We start from the raw sequence: 17,705 nt of genomic DNA on the forward strand, positions 1-17,705 counted from the left end.
ACTGCGATGGTGCTCGCGGCGGGCCTCGGCAAGCGCATGCGGCCAATCACCGACACGATACCGAAGCCGCTGGTCAAGGTCGCGGGCAAGACGCTGCTTGACTGGGGGCTGGATAGTTTGGCTGCTGCCGGGGTGGGCAAGGCGGTGGTCAATGTCCATTATCTGCCGGAGCAGATCGTCGCCCACACAGCCACGCGTAAAGCCCCGCAAATCACCATTTCCGATGAAAGCGAGCGCCTTCTTGATTCCGCCGGGGGTATCGTCAAGGTATTGCCGCAACTTGGTGACGACGCATTCTATGTCATCAACGCCGACACGTTCTGGATCGACAAGGGGCCGCCCAATCTGGCGCGTCTTGCGCTGGCATGGAATGCCGATGCGATGGACATTTTGCTGATGCTCGTGGACGCTGCTTCAGCTACCGGTCACAGCGGGGGTGGCGACTTCCTTATGCAGCCGGATGGCAGTTTGCGTCGCGCACATGACGATCCGGCGGGTTTGATTTATGCGGGCGCGGCTATCGTTCATTCCCGCATTTTCAATAATGCGCCAGAAGGCCCCCATTCGCTCAATGTCTATTTCGACCGCGCCATCACTGCTGGCCGCTTGTTCGGCATGGCCATGCACGGGTGCTGGATCACGGTCGGCACGCCGGATGCGATCGCACTTGCTGAAGCTGCGGTGGCTAAGGCACAGGCTCAAGCACAGGCCGACACGCCATGAACAAGGCTGCCAATGTCTACTCGATCCCCTCGGGAGCGCGTTTCTTGCCAACGCTGGTCGACGCGCTGCTTTCAGGCAATCTCGTTCCGGGTTTTCGCTTCGATGGCGATGCCCTGACGCTCGCCGGTGCGACCATCTACGTGCCGACACGGCGCGCCGCGCGTGCTTTGCGTGCCACGTTCGTTGAAAAAATAGGTCACGGTTCGGCAATCCTGCCGATCATTCGCCCACTTGGCGAATTCGACGAAGACGAGGCATTGTTTGAGGTCGATCCACCTCAGACCACCACAGCTCTGGAGCTTGCGCCACCCATCGCGGCAAGCGAGCGCCTGTTATTTCTCGGCACTCTGGTGCGGGCGTGGAAGCAGCGCCTGCCCGCCGAAGTCGCGGAACGTTTCAACGAAGAGGTTTTCGTCCCGGCTTCCGCCACCGACGCCATTTGGCTGGCCCGCGATCTTGCAGGCCTGATGGACGAAGTCGAGACTGAAGGCTCCGACTGGGCGAAACTCGCTGATCTTGTTACCGGCAATCTGGCCGGGTGGTGGCAGGTAACACTCGATTTTCTCGGCATCGCCACCGAGAATTGGCCAATGGTCCTTGCCGAGCAGGATCGCTCCAACCCCGCTGCACATCGCAGCGCGTTATTGCGTCAGGAAGCTGCCCGGCTGCAACGCAATCCGCCACCGGGGCCAGTCATTGCCGCAGGGTCAACGGGCTCCATTCCTGCAACGGCAGAATTGTTGAAAGTCATTGCCGCTCTGCCGCTTGGTGCCGTTGTCCTGCCGGGCCTCGATCGAACGCTCGATGATGGTGCATTTGCTGCTATTGCGGCACATAACGCCCCCCTGCGCTGCTTGGGCATCCACAATACGGACTGGCAAAGCTGATCGGCAAAATCGGTGCATTGCGCCACGATGTCAGAGAAATCGGAAATCTCGATGCAGCACTTGGCTTGCGCGCCCAAATTGTCAGCGAAGCGCTTCGTCCGGCCGAAACCACCGAATTATGGATAGAAACGCGCAAACGCTTCGGCGCTGACCAATTCACCGCAGCGCTGGCTGATGTCACAGTTCTGGAAGCCGCCAATGAGCGTGACGAAGCGGTCGCCATCGCCATTGCGCTGCGCTGCGCCGTCGGTAATCCGGGCGAACGCGCAGCACTTGTCACCGGCGACCGGGCACTGGCGCGCCGTGTTGCAGCAGAACTGTTACGTTTCGGAGTGGTGGCTGACGATTCGGGCGGCACGCCGCTTGTCAACACGCCACCTGCGATTCTGCTCAAGCTGATGGTCCAGGCCGTGTTCCGAGCGGGAGAGCCGGTTACACTTCTGGCACTTATCAAGCATCCATTGTTGAAGCTTGGCCTTGAACGCAGCATCGTTCGCCATGCTGCCGAGTTGATCGAACTTGTCGCACTGCGCGGCGGCACCGGTCGACCTGATATCGCAACGATCACCGCGTTGTTCAACGAGCGGCTTGTGAATCGGGATACTGGGAAAAGGGAACCATTCTGGTTCAAACGATACCCGGTTCACCGATTTGAACAGGCAATCGACCTGCTCCAACGCCTCGAAGCAGCATTGGCGCCATTGGTGGCATTGCGCGGCCAGCGCGATCTCAGCGTCGCCGGTCTGACATCGGTTAGCGTGCTGGCCTTTGAGGCTCTTGGCCGGAATTTGGGCGGCTCTTTGAACGATCTCTATGACGAAGATGCCGGCACCAAGCTTGCGCAGGTGCTGCGCGATCTGGTTTCGGCTAAAGCTCCGTTCCATTTTGCGGCTCATGAGTGGCCGGACGTGCTGGAGGCGTTGTTGATGCCGGAGACGGTCAAGCCCGCCCGCGGCACCGACAAGGCCATCGCCATCTGGGGTGCATTGGAAGCGCGTTTACAGCACGTCGATACGCTGGTTATTGGCGGGCTGAATGAAGGCGTGTGGCCGCGCCAGCCGCAAAGCGATCGGTTCATGTCGAGGTTGATGAAAACGGGTATCGACCTTGAACCGCCCGAGAGACGTATCGGTCTAGCGGCACACGATTTCCAGATGGCAATGGGTGCGAAGAAAGTGGTGCTGTCGCGCGCACTTCGTTCGGGCGACGCACCTGCCGTCCCGTCACGCTGGTTACAGCGAATCTTGACTTTCGTCGGCAAGGATCATGCTGGCATTTTGCGTCGCCGCGGCGACCAGTTGCTGGCATGGGCGCGAATGCTGGATACTGGCAAACAGGTCGGCTTCGCACCACGTCCAAACCCCAAACCGCCACTTGCCGCGCGGCCTGCCAAGTTCTCTGTCACCGAAATCGAGACGTTGCGTCGCGACCCTTACGCCATCTACGCCCGGCGCATTCTAGCCCTCATCGCGCTCGATCCTGTCATCCGCGATCCGGGGGCTGCCGAACGCGGCACATTGTTTCATGCCATTTTGCATCACTTCACCAAGGCAAATGCCGATCCGTGCCAACCGGGGGCATTGGATGCACTCCTTGCCTCGGGCCGCACCTGCTTTGCCAACGCAGCGCTTCCCGAAGATGTCGAGGCTGTATGGTGGCCGCGTTTTGAAAAACTTGCCCCGGAACTGATCGACTGGGAACGCCAGCGGGCAGATAGCGTGATACAACGCTTCCCTGAGGAACGCGCCGACAAAACGGCCATTGGCCAAACCGGTGTTACCTTGTCAGGCTATGCCGACCGTGTCGATTTGCTGGCCGGAGGCATGGCCGATATTCTCGACTACAAGACCGGCTCATCACCCTCCAAAGCTCAGGCGCATACATTGCTTGCACCGCAACTGGCGCTCGAAGGTGCACTATTGCGACGCGGTGCATTCAAGGGATTGGGTGCCCGTGAACCATCGCAACTGGCCTATGTGCGCCTGAAGCCCAATGGCAAAGTTTTCGAGGAATCGATTCTCGAAATCAGGAACAGTCTGAGCTCTGCCGCTGATCTGGGGGAAGACGCATGGGCGCGCCTGGAAAAACTGGTACTCCATTATGCGAATGTCGATGCCGGTTATCTCTCCCGTGCACTACCGTTTCGCGAAGGTGAAACCGACGGCGACTACGACCATCTTGCGCGCGTTCTCGAATGGTCGGCAGGTGGCGACGGTGCAAATGAGGCAGCGGAGGGATGACGAAAATTCTCTACATCCCCACCGAGACGGCGACCAATCAGGCAAGTGCTGCCGATCCGCTGAATTCAGCCTGGGTGTCAGCCAATGCCGGCTCCGGCAAGACCCATGTTCTGGCGCAGCGCGTCATCCGGTTGCTTCTGCGTGGCACCGATCCTTCCAAAATCCTGTGCCTGACCTATACGCGCGCTGCCGCCGCCAATATGTCGAACCGCGTTTTTTCCACATTGTCGGAGTGGACGGCACTACCGGAACAAGAGTTGGCAGAGCGCATAGAGCAATTGGAAGGCAAAAGGCCAAATGCCGATATCATGCGCCGGGCACGCCGCCTGTTTGCCGAAGCCCTGGAAACGCCGGGCGGCCTGAAAATCCAGACCATCCACGCATTTTGTGAATCCGTACTGCACCAGTTCCCCCTAGAGGCCAATATCGCAGCACATTTCGAACTGCTCGATCCGCAAATGGAACAGGCGCTGTTTGCTGCTGCCAAGCGTGACATGATTGGTGCAACCGGGGCCAACCCGGAACTTTCACAAGCCTTTGCGTCGGTTCTCGAACGGGCCGGTGAAACGGGGCTGGATGCTCTGCTTGGCGAAATAATGCGCAAACGTGACAGCCTGCGCGATTTTATCACCCAAATCGGCGGCGATGGAACGGGTTTTCGCCCGTTGTTCGAGGAATTCGGCTTCCAGGCCGATGAGACAGTGCAAAGCATCGCTGCATCCGTCTGGCCGCTTCCCGATCTATCTCCCGCCTATCTCGCCCAGCTTGGCGATACATGCAGCAGAGTCGGTGCCAATCGTGCATTGGACATGATAGCGAAAACAACCGCCGCATTCGCCGAACAAGATCCATCGGCCCGGCTTGTCCTGCTGTCCGAGGCACTGTTGAGCACCAAGGGTGAGGCATACAAACCGGGCTGGCTGTTTGGCAAGGCATTGCTCAACCAGATGCCCGATTTGCCGGAGCGCTATCTGGCGACCACCGAGACGATCATTGCGGCGGGAAACCGGCTGGCGCTTCTCGAAATGCTTGAAGCGACGAGTGCCGCGCTGACCATCGCTGACTGGCTCATTGTGCGCTATGAGCAAGCAAAGCGCGGGCGTGGATTTCTTGATTTCAACGACCTGATCGTTCGCACCGTCAATCTCCTGAAGCGACCCGATGCGGGGGCTTGGGTGCAATACAAGCTCGATCAGGGTATCGACCACATATTGCTTGATGAAGCGCAAGACACCAGCCCGGATCAATGGGATGTGGTCAAGAGACTTGCCGAGGAGTTTTTTGCCGGACAAGGTGCGCGTGACAATGTTCTGCGCACGATATTTGCAGTCGGCGACGAGAAGCAGTCGATCTACTCATTCCAGGGTGCCGCGCCCGATTCGTTTGCCGACAGCAAACAGGAATTCGCCGCGAAAGTGCGCAACGCCAATCGCCCCTTTGCCGATCTCGAGCTTAAATGGTCGTTTCGTTCGACGGACGACGTTCTGGCCGCTGTCGACCGGGTCTTTGCCGACCCGGAGGTGCGGCGCGGCATCAGCCACGAACCCGCCGCTTTGGAGCACAAGGCGATCCGCAGCAATGCACCCGGCTATGTCGAACTATGGCCGTCACTTGGAGCCGATGAGGTGCAGGAGGAAGACGACTGGACCAAACCAGTCGATCACACCCAGGCACCGGCGGTAAAAATCGCCGAGCAGGTAGCCGCGACCATTGAAAGCTGGATTGCAACTGGTGAAATTATCGAAGGCACGGGTCGCAAGCTTAAAGCTGGAGACATTCTTGTTCTGGTAAGAAAGCGCGACCGTTTCGTCCATGCTTTGTCGCGCAGTCTGAAAAACCGGCACATCCCTGTCGCCGGCGCAGACCGGTTAAGCCTGCCGGGCCACATTGCCGTGAAAGACCTTGCAGCACTTGGCCGCTTTATCGTCCAGCCGCAAGACGATCTGTCACTGGCGGCGGTTCTGCGCTCTCCCATTTTCGATGTCAGCGAAGACAAATTGTTTGATCTGGCCGGGAATCGAGACCCCAGCCTGTCGCTGATCGCAGCGCTGCGCCTTCACGGCAAATCCGATGCGGCGCTGGCGAAAATCGCCACGAAGCTTGATAAATGGTCGGACGAGGCGGCCTACAAGCCGGTTTTCGAGTTTTATGCCGGGCTTTTGGCACGTGACGGCGTGCGCAAGGCGATGATTGCACGGCTCGGTCCCGAAGCGGGTGATATTCTCGACGAATTCCTGAATTTCAGCCTCGCCGAGGAGCGTACCGGTTTGCCCGGCCTCGATTCCTTTCTGTCGACGCTTGAAAATGCGGGCCCGGAAATCAAGCGCGAGATGGATCAGACCCGCAATGAGGTCCGCATCATGACGGTGCATGCGGCCAAGGGCCTGGAAGCTCCGGTGGTATTTCTGGTCGATGGTGGGTCACGCCCCTTCAGCGACCAGCATCTGCCGCGCCTGATGCCATTCGATGCTTCCGGTGATAACTGGAACGGCAAGGGTTATCTCTGGCGTTCGGGCAGCGACGTTGCCAACAGTATTTCAAAAACCGCTGCCGAGCACGCCCGCGAATTGGCAGAAAATGAATACCGCCGGCTCCTCTATGTGGGAATGACGCGAGCAGAAGACCGTCTCATCGTCTGCGGTTATCACGGCAAGCGGGCACCCAACGATGGCACCTGGCACTCGATTGTCAGTCGCGCACTTGCCAACGCGCCGGAGAGTGAGGAGCGTCCGCATCCTGTTAGTGGCGAAGCCGTGTATCGTTTCAAAATCACGGACCTGCCGCCAGTTGTCGCGGAGGTGGCAGATGAAGAGCAACAAGATGATAATCACATCTCATCGCTGCCCGATGGCCTTTTCGAGGAATTGCCGATATTCGAGGAATTGCCAAGACCGCTGTCGCCATCCGGAGCGTCGGCGCTCATCGAGGAAGCAAGCGAAATCGGTATCGACACGGGGTCACCTGTTCTGGATGAAGAGGCCGAACCGGGCTTCGCGATCTTGCGGGGGCTGGCCTTGCACAGATTGCTCCAGATGTTACCCGGAACCCCGGAAGGCGAACGCCACGCGGTAGCTTCGCGCTATCTTGCGCGCGCCGGTGCATCATGGACACAAGCCCAGAAGGACACAGCACTCGCATCCGTTGAGCTTATCTTGAACGATATGCAATTTGCGCCGCTTTTTGCTGAAGGTTCGTGTGCTGAAGTCGCAATCATGGGCAGCCTCGACGTCAAGGGAAAGGAACGCTCCGTTTCCGGCAAGATCGACCGGTTGGCGGTGACCTCGGACAAGGTACTGATTGTCGACTACAAAACCAATCGCACCATGCCCGCAACGTTTGAAACCATTCAACCCGCCTATGTGCTTCAGTTGGCGCTTTATCGCGCCCTGCTGCAACCACTCTATCCGGGGCGGGAGGTGACAGCCGCACTTTTGTTTACCGAAGCGCCCCGGTTGATCGAACTACCAGCCGCCGCAATGGATGATGCTCTTGCCCGACTCACTTCATCGTGACACAAGACCTGCTTGAATTTGCTTGAGGTCCCCACCACATTTGGTGCGGCAAATCGAACCTGAAAGGAACTCCGCATGGCCACCGTCAAGGTCGACAATAACAATTTCAAGGCAGATGTACTCGATGCCAAGGAACCCGTCGTGGTTGATTTCTGGGCAGAGTGGTGCGGCCCCTGCAAGATGATCGGCCCATCGTTGGAAGAAATCGCCACCGAACTCGGCGGCAAGGTCAAGATCGCCAAGCTCAATATCGACGAGAACCCTGAACTTGCTGCTCAATTTGGCGTCCGCTCGATCCCGACTTTGATGATCTTCAAGGCCGGCGAAGTCGCGGATACGAAAGTTGGCGCATCACCCAAGACCGTACTTTCGCAATGGATCAACGGCGCAGTCGCCTGATCTCGCAATGATCTTGATAAAAGCCCGGCCTTTTGCGCCGGGCTTTTTTCTGGCACCACGGGCCGCCGTAACTGGCGCTCGTTGATTTTGCATTCCATATTCTTTCCGTTGCCAAACAGGAGGAATGCATGACCGGAACCGCAAAGGCCACCGTCTTTATCGACAATGAACGCGTGATCGTTACCGAATACCGTTTCGGGCCTGGTGCCAGTACGGGGTGGCATCGTCACGAGCACGATTATGTCGTGGTGCCGCTCATGGATGGCAAAGTGAAATTGCAAACGAAGGACGGGGAAAGCGTCGCCGAGATGAAAAAGGGCGTTCCCTATTTTCGCAATGAAGGCGTGGAGCACGATGTCATCAATGCCAATGAAGGTGACTATGCCTTCATCGAAATAGAACTGAAATAAGTCACGCTGGCGAAACAGGCGAACGGCGCTGGTCGGTCGCGGATTTACGGGAGATTCAGGTCGGCGGCGTGCCGTTTTCGGCCAACACGGCTCCCGCCAGGTAGAGCGAGCCGCCAATCAGAATGCGAGGCGGTGTCTCAGCCTCGTTCCAGGTGTCGCGCAACAGCATGAGGGCACTGGCAACCGAACTTACCGGCTCAGCCGACAGACCCGCCTCTGCTGCCCGAATGGCGAGTTCATCATTGGGAACACCCGATTCACTGAAATTGACCGGTACGGTATAAACATGGCGAACCAGACCCTTGAAGGCCTCGAAATAGCCGCTCTGGTCCTTGGTGTTGATCATCCCGGCAATTAGAAAAAGCGGGCGTGCACTCTTTTCTTCCTGTTCGACCATTGCCTCGGCGACAACCAAACCAGCGCCGGGATTATGCCCGCCATCCAGCCAAATGTCAGTGCCCGCCGGTGCCAATTCGGTGAGTTTGCCTTGCGCCAACTTCTGCATGCGACCCGGCCAGACGACACTTGTCATGGCATGCGCGGCAGCCGGCTCATCAATCTCGAACCCGGCCGCCTTGACGGCGGCGATAGCTGCAGCGGCATTGGCAAATTGATGACGACCGGGCAGGCACGGCGACGGCAAGTCCATCAAGCCGTCATCGTCTTGATAGACCATGCGGCCATTCTCCTCGAATGCGAGGAAATCCTGACCGTAAATCGATAGTGGGCACGAAAGCCGATTTGCGGTTTCGACGAGTACCTCAAGGGCCGCTCCATGCTCTTGCGCGCTAATGACGACAGGACGGCCGCGCTTGATAATCCCGGCCTTTTCGGCAGCTATCAGTTCGATGCGGTCGCCAAGATAGGCTTCGTGGTCGAGTGACACAGGCATGATGACCGACACAGCCGGTCTGGCGATGACATTGGTGGCATCGAAGCGCCCGCCAAGACCGACTTCAAGAATCGCGACGTCGGCGGGGTGTTCGGCAAACAGCACAAAGCTGACAGCCGTCAGGATCTCGAAAACGGTTATCATCTGCCCGTCATTGGCCTTGGCCACGCGCGCAATCGCGTCGGCGAGAACCGCGTCGTCCACCAATTTTCCACCGCCATCGGCAGCAAGCCGGTAGCGTTCATGCCAATTCACCAGATGTGGCGAGGTGTGCGTGTGGACGCGATAGCCTGCCGCCTCCAGCAAGGCGCGCGCAAACGCAGCGCAGGAACCCTTGCCATTGGTGCCAGCAATATGAATGACCGGCGCTATCCGGTCCTGCGGATTGCCCAGCCGCTCAAGCAGCCGCGACACACGCTCAAGAGAAAGATCGAAACCCTTCGGATGCAGCGCCATCAAGCGCTCAATTTCCCGATCTGCGGTCAAAACTGTCATCTATTGGTATCCCTGCCTCAGCGCTATCAGCTTCCAATTGGCTCCCTATAACGAAGCGATTGGAGGGCATCCTTGCCTCCACCGGCGAGCGGCTTGGCTGGTTTGACGCTGGGCTAAAGTATTTATTCTACATAGATTTGCGGTTTAGGTGCCTGCCTGAGATTCTGCCGCTTTCTGCGAGGGTTTTTCAACCTGCAATTCTTCGGTCGCCGGGATATCCGGCATCTTCAGCAATATCTTGAGCAGATTGGCCACCGTTTTCTTCATTTCCAGCCGCGACACGACCATATCGACCATGCCATGTTCCATCAGATATTCAGCGCGCTGAAAGCCTTCAGGAAGTTTTTCGCGGATTGTCTGCTCGATGACGCGAGGGCCGGCAAAACCGATCAGCGCGCCGGGCTCGGCTATATGAACGTCTCCCAGCATGGCATAAGATGCTGTAACGCCGCCTGTGGTCGGGTTGGTCAGCACCACGATATAGGGCAGTCCCGCCTCCTTCAGCCGATCGACCGCAACAGTGGTGCGCGGCAATTGCATCAGTGACAGGATACCTTCCTGCATGCGTGCGCCACCGGAGGCGGCAAACAGGATCATTGGCCGTTTGCGTTGCAACGCCGTATTGAATGCATTGATGATCGCCTCGCCGGCAGCCATGCCCAGCGACCCACCCATAAAGGCGAAATCCTGCACTGTCGCCACAATGGGCAGGCCGTCTATAGCGCCCAATCCACTGACGATAGCATCCTCCAGCCCGGTCTTTGCCTTGGCATCCTTCAACCGGTCCGTATAGCGTTTCTCGTCGCGGAATTTTAGCGGATCCAGAACAACCTTCGGATTCTCAAGAACATCATATTGACCGTCGTCGAAGAAAAACTTCAGCCGCTCCTTGGCTGAAATTTTCATGTGATAGCCGGAAGCGGGAATAACGAACTGGTTGCCTTCGAGATCCTTATGAAACACCATTTCGCCGGTCTCGGGATCCTTGATCCAGAGGTTCTCAGGCATTTCGCGCCGGCCAAGCATCGAATTGATTCTCGGGCGGACGTAGTTGGTGATCCAGTTCATTGCTCGGTTCCTAAACTCTCGAAGAGGTAGAGATTTTATTCGGCGGCAGCAAGGCGCGCGGCCTGCACACCCGATGCGAGCCCTCTGACAAGGGTGGCAACGGCCTCAGCAGGGTCCACGGTCCGTTCCCCGTCGGCTCCCAGCACATCGGCAACCGCGTTGACGATGGCTGTTCCCACCACCACACCATCGGCCGAAGCGCCGATGGTGCGCGCCTGCTCCGCCGTCTTGACGCCAAAGCCCACACAAACGGGCAAATCCGTGTGTCCCTTGATGCGCTTTACCGCCTCTGCAACCTTGCCGGTGTCAGCCAGAGCCGAACCTGTAATCCCGGTCATCGACACATAGTAGACGAAGCCCGATGTGTTCTGCAAAACTTTGGGCAGGCGCTTGTCGTCCGTGGTCGGCGTGGCAAGACGAATGAAATTGATTCCAGCTTTCAGTGCAGGAATGCACAATTCCTCATCCATTTCCGGGGGAGATCGACAACGATCAAGCCATCGATTCCCGAGGCCTTTGCATCAGTCAGGAAGCGATCAACGCCGTAAATATAGATCGGGTTGTAGTAACCCATCAGCACGATTGGCGTATCATTGTCGGTCTTGCGGAAATCGGCGGCCATTTCCAATGTTTTTGCGAGTGTCTGCCCCCCTTCAAGGCGCGCAGGCCAGCCGCCTGGATTGCCGGGCCATCGGCCATCGGATCGGAAAACGGCATGCCAAGCTCGATGACATCGGCGCCTGATCGCGCCAAAGCCCTCATGATCGACAGCGAGGTGTCATAGTCGGGGTCACCACCCATGAAATAGGTAACGAGCCCGGGGCGGCCATCTGCTTTCAGTTTCGCCATACGGCGGTCGATGCGGGTGACGGTCATCTCAAATCTCCATACCCATCATCGAGGCGACGGTGTGGACGTCCTTGTCTCCACGACCTGACAGATTGACAATGACGATCTGGTCCTTGGCCATGCCCGGTACGATCTTGATCGCATGGGCAATGGCATGCGCCGATTCCAGCGCCGGGATGATGCCTTCTACCCGTGTCGTCAGCTGGAAGGCTTCCAGTGCCTCGTCATCGAGGATCGGCACATATTCGACGCGCCCGCTGTCGCGCAGCCATGAATGCTCGGGACCGACACCTGGGTAGTCAAGGCCCGCAGAGATCGAGTGGCCATCGAGAATCTGGCCGTCGTCGTTTTGCAACAAATAAGTCCGGTTGCCGTGCAAAACGCCCGGCTTGCCAGCGCTCATCGAAGCACAATGCTCGACGCCTTCAAGGCCACGCCCCCCGCTTCGATACCGATGATGCGCACCTGCCCATCGTCAAGGAATGGATGGAACATGCCGATAGCGTTGGAACCACCGCCTACGGCGGCGATGATGGTATCGGGCAACCTGCCTTCCTGTTCAAGGATCTGGGCGCGCGCCTCGCTACCGATGACCGATTGGAAGTCGCGCACCAGTTCGGGATAAGGATGCGGTCCGGCAGCCGTGCCTATCAGATAATAGGTATCTTCGACATTGGTGACCCAATCGCGAAGCGCTTCATTCATTGCGTCCTTCAACGTTCCGTGCCCCGCCGATACCGGGCGCACCTCCGCGCCGAGCAGTTTCATGCGAAAGACATTGGGGCTTTGGCGGGCAACGTCGGTGGCCCCCATATAAACGACGCATGGAAAGCCGAAGCGGGCCGCAACTGTTGCCGAAGCGACGCCGTGCTGGCCAGCGCCGGTCTCGGCAATGATGCGTTTCTTGCCCATGCGTTTGGCAAGCAGGATCTGGCCAAGGCAGTTGTTGATCTTATGCGACCCGGTGTGATTGAGGTCTTCGCGTTTGAAGTAGACCTTGGCACCTCCGAGATGGCGGGTAAGACCTTCCGCGAAATAAAGCTTGGATGGCCGCCCGGCATAGTGCGTGGACAGATTTTGCAATTCGGCCTTGAACTCTGGATCGTCCTTGACCTCGTTCCAGTTTTTTTCGAGTTCAAGAATGAGCGGCATCAACGTTTCGGCAACGAAACGGCCACCGAAAATGCCGAACATCCCCTGTTCATCAGGGCCGGTTCGGAAGGAATTTGGCATCGCCGGCGTGTTCATTGCCGATCTCCTGTCTTTCCATCTGACGCATGTTCCGGGCCGGAAAACCGATTTCCGCATTGCCTGAACATGCCATTGACTGATCCGTCAGGCGGCACGATTTTCACGGGCTGCTGCAACGGCTGCAAAGAATTCGCCGATCAATGCGGCATCCTTGACGCCTGGCGCGCTTTCCACACCTGACGATATGTCGATGCCGGGTGGATTCGCAAGCTTCAAGGCGTCACGGATATTGGCCGCATTGAGCCCGCCCGAAAGCATGTAATCGAGGTCAGCGTCAAGTCCGGCAAGGATCGTCCAGTCGAAAGATACGCCGTTGCCTCCGGGAAGTTCGGAATCTTTCGGTGGCTTGGCATCGAATAAGAAGCGGTCGGCAATGCCGCGATAAGGCGCAACAGCATCAATATCCCCGCTATCGTGCACGGAAAATGCCTTGATTGCGGGCAGCCCGTAGCGAGCTTTCAGTTCCGCAACCCTGGCCGGGCTTTCCTGGCCGTGAAGTTGCAGCATGTCAGGGGCCATCGCAGTAACGATCTGGTCAATAAAATCGTCGTCTGCATCGACGGTAACGGCAACAGCCTTTGCTCGACCATTGGCCGCCTGCCGTAGCTGCCCAGCCTGCGCCGGTTCGACGTTGCGCGGGCTTTTGGAAAAAAGATGAAGCCCACATGGCTGGCACCGCCGGCCAGTGCGCCGGCCAGTGCGTCGTCGGTCTTCAACCCACAAATCTTGATGTCGAGTGCCATGACGGGGGATTGCCATGAAAAAGCGGCGAAGTCGAGGAAAAGCGCTTGTTGCCCTGGCAGGCAAGCCGCTACGTTTCACTGACAATGAAGATGGAGCTACGCATGGAAGCTGAAACGGTTGCCCAGTACAAGGAAAAGATGGCGCAGGCGCACGCCGTCATTGCTCATATCATGGAAAAGGCGAACCTTAGCGGCACCGAGGCGCAGCGCGCGCTGGCTTATTTTGCCGGCGGTACTTTCGATGCGGATTTCCTGCCATGGCCGCGCCACCCGGATGAAGGGTTGCGCCCGGAAGAGCTCAATGCCGCCAATGACGACTGAATTGCATTTTGGCGCGCTGCGTTCGCGCGTCAAAATGCAATCGTTCTATTCGAACCTGATTGCCTGAAGCGCGCTGCCATTTTTTTCAGCCACGCCTTGCAACGCTCGGTGTCCGGGCACAGCTCCTCGCATAACTTCCAGAATTTGGGGCCATGATTCATCTCTTTCAGATGCGCCACCTCATGCGCAACGAGATAATTGATGACTGGACGCGGTGCCATCATGATGCGCCAGGAAAAAGAAAGATTGCCTTGTGACGTACAAGAGCCCCATCGGCTCGATGTATCGCGAAAACGGATCGCCTTCGCCTGTTTTCCAAGATTTGCCGTGTGTGTTGCTACCAGCGCTCCGATCTCACGCTTGGCCTCGCGTTTCAGAAAGTCAGCGACACGGCGTGGCAAATGCACCCGTTCACCGTGGACGACAAGCGTCGGGCCATTTTCGTCGGTGCTGATCGAAACGGTGCCACGCCGACCCGGCTCATGCACGATCAGATGCGCCACGCCACGCAGAGGAAGTTTTATGCCGGGGCGCACCTGCGGGCGATCCGGCACCTTGGCAAGACGCTGTTCCAACCAACCCTGATGACGGTCGAGAAACTTTTCAACCTCACCCCGGCGCAATCCCGGTGGCACGGTGATACGCAGACCCTGCCCGCCAGCGTCGATTCTCAGCGTCAGGCGACGTGTCCGGTCGTTTTCAACAATGCGCAAAGGCAATGTGCGCCCGGCGACCGAATGCTCTCGCACCGTAACAGGGGGCACGGTTGATTTTGTAACGTTGCGCAGAAAGCCGAAAGACATGCTCGAACGATACGCGATTCGCCGTTTATCGGAAGGTCAATAAAGCAACGGCGCCGCTTTTGCGACGCCGTTGGAATTTCAGCTCAATACCCGATCGGGCTTTGAATCTTGATGCTCAATCGTCAAGCAAATTGTCCGTTGACTTTCCCGGACGCGATTTCGAGCCGGTTTTCGTCGGAGCCGTCGCCTTGTTGCGATTTGCCATGAAGCGATCGAACTCGTCCTGATCCTTGGCGCGGCGCAATTCACGCGCATAATCGTCAAATTCGGTCAGCATCTCATCGAGTTTCCTGCGCTCTTCGGCAAGGCGCTCAAGTTCCTTTTCGCGCCAGTCGTCGAAGGCGACATTGCCAGTACGAGCGGCACTATGGCCCCAGCGCGCTGCCCTGTCGGAACCACGGCGGCAGCCAGCGAAAATGCCGTCTGTTGCACGGTTCATGTCACGCTTGAAACCGTCGAGCCGGTCGCCCCAGATGATATAGGCGAGCATGGCAAGGCCGAGTGGCCAGAATACCATGAAGCCGATAACCATCATTGCGATGGTCGCCGGTGTCCAGGCCGGGCGGATCAATGCAGAAGTGTTCATTGTCTCCTGTTCCTTCCGTTGGTGGCAGCCAAACGTGCTGCGTCACTTCGAAATGGGAACAGAAAAACGGCGATTCAAGACAAGCCCGCCCGAAACCGGACAAACTTTTGTAATAGCTATGTTTTTTTGAAGCGATCCAAAGCGAGAACAAGTAGACCGCCGATCAGGCCCCAGAATGCAGAACCTATTCCGAACACGGTAAGCGCCGAAGCGGTCACGGCAAATGTAACTGTCGCAGCCATCCGCTCCGCCTCGTCTTTCAGCGCAATGGTCAGCGCATTGGCCAGCGGTCCCATCAATGCCAACCCGGCAACCAGTACAATGAGGCTTTGTGGCAATACGGCAAAAATTGCCACCAAAGACGCGCCGAATATCGCGAAAATGAGATAGGCCAGCGCATAAAACGGCCCGGTTTTCCAACGCTCAGTTGGATCTGGATGAACGTCGGCCCCGGTACAGATGGCCGCCGATATTGCTGCCAAATTAGTCGTAGAAGCACCGAATGGCGCGCTCAGTACAGAAAAAGGCCGGTCACACCGATCAATGGGGCCGGTTCTGGCTCGTAACCGGAAGCGCGCAACACAGCCAGACCGGAAAGGTTTTGCGAAGCCATGGTGACGAGGTAAAGCGGCACCGCAAGACCGGCAATGGCGCTCAGTGTGAATTCGGGCGTGATCAGGGTAAGGGTCGAAAGCTCGGGCGCGGGCAAACCGCCGACCCGCCCGGTCGCAAATGCGGCAATACCGCCGCCGATAAGCACGGCAAGAACCGACATGGCCGGATTGACCAGCCGCAACACGAAAAATGCCGCGATCAGCGGCACGATCAGCCACGGATCGATGGGAATAGTCTTCACCGCGCCGATGGCAAACGTCACGACAATGCCAGCCAGCATTCCCGAAGCGACAGAGGCCGGTATTCTGGCGATAAGACGCATTAGCGGCTTGAAAAGCGCGGTGGCAACCAATAGCAGACCGGTGACAAGAAACGCACCCACTGCTTCATTCATCGAGAAGCCGGAACTGGCCGCGATTAAAGCGGCGCCGGGTGTCGACCACGCCGTAATTACCGGCATTTTCGTGCGCCAGGAGAGCCATCCTGTCTCAACTGCCATGGCCAGGCAAATGGCTGTAACCCAGCTTGCCGTCTGCAACTGCGTGGCGCCGACCGCAGCGGCTGCCGCGATGATAATGGCGAGCGTGCCGCCGAAGCCGACGATTGCGGCAACGAAAGCGGAAATGGGGATCGAGAGGCGCATATTCACTCTACCGTGCCCGTTCAGTCATGGTAGCGACGGCATGCAGCATCAGATCGAGGTCTTGCGGCCGCGATAGACGGTGATCGCCATCTGGAATAAGCGACAATGTCACGTCATCGACGCTCAAGAAATTCGCAAGTTTCAAGGCATGGCTTACCGGTACGTCCTCATCCGAGCGGCCTTGCAGGATATGCACAGGGCAGTGCGTCGTCAGGGCTTTCGTCATCACCAGATTGCGACGGCCATCCTCGATCAGCGCGCGCGTATAGATGTAAGGTTCATCGGAATAGTCGGATGGTTCCTCAAAAAATCCGCGTTGTTCAAGCGATTGCTTTTGCGCATTGGTCAGTTCCGGCTCAATGAGTTCGGCTGTGAAATCAGGGGCCGGTGCCAGCAATACGAGCCCGGCGACGCGCCCGGCATTCGCCCTGTTCAATTCCTGCGCCATGCGCAGTGCAATCCAAGCGCCCATGGACGAGCCGACAAGGATCTGCCGGCCTTGCGTGAAATTTTCGAAAACGGCGAGGCTCTGGCTCAACCATGACGAGATGGTGCCGTCGGCAAAATCACCGCCCGATTCACCGTGACCGGAGTAGTCATGGCGCAGGAAGGCATGCTGTTGCCCGTTCGCCCACGCCGCCAATGTCTCGGCCTTGGTGCCAAGCATATCGGATTTGTAACCGCCCAGCCACATGACCCCCGGCGTTGCACCTGTTGTGGCACGGTAAGCTATCGAAACCCCATCGACATCAAGGAAATCTGGCTTTGCGATGCTCATGATTGGGTTCCCACAGACCTGATTTCTTGCGAAGTGCGTCTTGTCGCATAAGCGTGACAGGTCGAACAGTCCCGCAATCAACCTTCAATTGGCTCAGCGCAAAGAGTGTTGATTGGCTTGGCGTGGCGGTCTTGAAGTTCGCTTCATTTGATTTCGACGACACTGATACGAACTTCAAACCCCAAAACCACATTGGAATCATAGATTTGCCAGTGTGGTTTTGGAATTTGAAAGTCGTACAGCGTCCCTCGAACAATGAGGCGATTTTCGGATTCCGGTCACTAGTGGTTCAATTCCGACATTTGCATCCGCCTCGTGGACACGCCCGAGCAAATGTCTGAATCAAAGAAACCACTAGCAACTTATTGACTCTCGTGGAACTTTTGAATTTGGCATTTGAACGAGAGGCTGATGGAAGTAGGGCGCAAATGTCAAATTCGTTCCACTAGGGTGATTTTCTGCATGTGCTATGCTATTGACTCGCGTCGCG

General features: G+C 57.6%; 9 protein-coding genes and 6 pseudogenes. 6 read left to right on the forward strand and 9 right to left on the reverse strand.

Going from position 1 to position 17,705, the window contains the following annotated elements; genetic code table 11:
- Positions 1-6: 6 nt before the first annotated feature.
- The 5 genes and pseudogenes from AC0L7S_RS07045 to AC0L7S_RS07065 all read left to right on the forward strand — a co-directional run bounded on the left by AC0L7S_RS07045 (position 7) and on the right by AC0L7S_RS07065 (position 8,171).
- Positions 7-723, forward strand: a complete 717-nt coding sequence (locus AC0L7S_RS07045) for a nucleotidyltransferase family protein (protein WP_473474208.1) — start codon at positions 7-9, stop codon at positions 721-723.
- Positions 720-3,850, forward strand: a pseudogene (gene addB / locus AC0L7S_RS07050) (double-strand break repair protein AddB). Before AC0L7S_RS07045 ends, addB begins: the two are co-directional and overlap by 4 nt.
- Positions 3,847-7,362 carry a double-strand break repair helicase AddA gene (gene addA / locus AC0L7S_RS07055; protein ID WP_473473693.1) on the forward strand — a complete coding sequence of 1,172 codons (3,516 nt, stop codon included), beginning with the start codon at positions 3,847-3,849 and terminating at the stop codon, positions 7,360-7,362. The pseudogene addB and the gene addA overlap by 4 nt, the downstream one beginning before the upstream one ends.
- A 75-nt stretch (positions 7,363-7,437) precedes the next feature.
- Positions 7,438-7,761 (forward strand): thioredoxin, encoded by a 324-nt coding sequence (trxA, locus tag AC0L7S_RS07060; RefSeq protein WP_473473694.1) that lies wholly within the window; start codon positions 7,438-7,440, stop codon positions 7,759-7,761.
- Positions 7,762-7,889: 128 nt separating this feature from the next.
- Positions 7,890-8,171 (forward strand): cupin domain-containing protein, encoded by a 282-nt coding sequence (locus tag AC0L7S_RS07065; RefSeq protein WP_473473695.1) that lies wholly within the window; start codon positions 7,890-7,892, stop codon positions 8,169-8,171.
- A 55-nt stretch (positions 8,172-8,226) separates the two neighbouring features.
- Here AC0L7S_RS07065 and AC0L7S_RS07070 read toward each other — a convergent pair whose 3' ends face one another.
- The 5 genes and pseudogenes from AC0L7S_RS07070 to AC0L7S_RS07090 form a co-directional block, all read right to left on the reverse strand.
- Positions 8,227-9,558 (reverse strand): bifunctional folylpolyglutamate synthase/dihydrofolate synthase, encoded by a 1,332-nt coding sequence (locus AC0L7S_RS07070; RefSeq protein WP_473473696.1) that lies wholly within the window; start codon positions 9,556-9,558, stop codon positions 8,227-8,229.
- 144 nt (positions 9,559-9,702) lie between these two features.
- The gene (gene accD / locus AC0L7S_RS07075) at positions 9,703-10,626 is read right to left on the reverse strand and encodes an acetyl-CoA carboxylase, carboxyltransferase subunit beta (protein ID WP_473473697.1); all 924 of its coding nucleotides are present in this window, start codon (positions 10,624-10,626) and stop codon (positions 9,703-9,705) included.
- Positions 10,627-10,661: 35 nt separating this feature from the next.
- Positions 10,662-11,427, reverse strand: a pseudogene (gene trpA, locus AC0L7S_RS07080) (tryptophan synthase subunit alpha).
- A gap of 76 nt (positions 11,428-11,503) precedes the next feature.
- Positions 11,504-12,723, reverse strand: a pseudogene (gene trpB / locus AC0L7S_RS07085) (tryptophan synthase subunit beta).
- A gap of 87 nt (positions 12,724-12,810) precedes the next feature.
- Positions 12,811-13,469, reverse strand: a pseudogene (locus AC0L7S_RS07090) (phosphoribosylanthranilate isomerase).
- A gap of 45 nt (positions 13,470-13,514) precedes the next feature.
- On the opposite strand from AC0L7S_RS07090, the gene AC0L7S_RS07095 reads away from it, so the two are divergent.
- Entirely contained in the window at positions 13,515-13,790 is a 276-nt protein-coding gene (locus AC0L7S_RS07095) for a hypothetical protein (protein WP_473473698.1), read from the forward strand.
- Positions 13,791-13,835: 45 nt separating this feature from the next.
- On the opposite strand, the pseudogene AC0L7S_RS07100 reads toward AC0L7S_RS07095, so the two are convergent.
- From AC0L7S_RS07100 to AC0L7S_RS07115, 4 genes and pseudogenes are all read right to left on the reverse strand, one after another.
- Positions 13,836-14,593, reverse strand: a pseudogene (locus AC0L7S_RS07100) (M48 family metallopeptidase).
- Between the two features lie 115 nt (positions 14,594-14,708).
- The gene (locus tag AC0L7S_RS07105) at positions 14,709-15,179 is read right to left on the reverse strand and encodes a DUF2852 domain-containing protein (RefSeq protein ID WP_473473699.1); all 471 of its coding nucleotides are present in this window, start codon (positions 15,177-15,179) and stop codon (positions 14,709-14,711) included.
- A gap of 116 nt (positions 15,180-15,295) precedes the next feature.
- Positions 15,296-16,437 (reverse strand): annotated as a pseudogene (locus AC0L7S_RS07110) (benzoate/H(+) symporter BenE family transporter).
- Between the two features lie 7 nt (positions 16,438-16,444).
- Positions 16,445-17,215 carry an alpha/beta hydrolase gene (locus AC0L7S_RS07115; RefSeq protein ID WP_473473700.1) on the reverse strand — a complete coding sequence of 257 codons (771 nt, stop codon included), beginning with the start codon at positions 17,213-17,215 and terminating at the stop codon, positions 16,445-16,447.
- Positions 17,216-17,705: the final 490 nt, after the last annotated feature.

The sequence above is a fragment of the Mesorhizobium sp. G2-6-1 genome (genome assembly GCF_055809095.1).

Bases quoted from the DNA above. Each gene is read 5' to 3' on its own strand.
- AC0L7S_RS07045 (WP_473474208.1), top strand. From the start codon at position 7: ATGGTGCTCGCGGCGGGCCTCGGCAAGCGCATGCGGCCAATCACCGAC.
- addA (WP_473473693.1), top strand. From the start codon at position 3,847: ATGACGAAAATTCTCTACATCCCCACCGAGACGGCGACCAATCAGGCA.
- trxA (WP_473473694.1), top strand. From the start codon at position 7,438: ATGGCCACCGTCAAGGTCGACAATAACAATTTCAAGGCAGATGTACTC.
- AC0L7S_RS07065 (WP_473473695.1), top strand. From the start codon at position 7,890: ATGACCGGAACCGCAAAGGCCACCGTCTTTATCGACAATGAACGCGTG.
- AC0L7S_RS07070 (WP_473473696.1), bottom strand. From the start codon at position 9,558: ATGACAGTTTTGACCGCAGATCGGGAAATTGAGCGCTTGATGGCGCTG.
- accD (WP_473473697.1), bottom strand. From the start codon at position 10,626: ATGAACTGGATCACCAACTACGTCCGCCCGAGAATCAATTCGATGCTT.
- AC0L7S_RS07105 (WP_473473699.1), bottom strand. From the start codon at position 15,179: ATGAACACTTCTGCATTGATCCGCCCGGCCTGGACACCGGCGACCATC.
- AC0L7S_RS07115 (WP_473473700.1), bottom strand. From the start codon at position 17,215: ATGAGCATCGCAAAGCCAGATTTCCTTGATGTCGATGGGGTTTCGATA.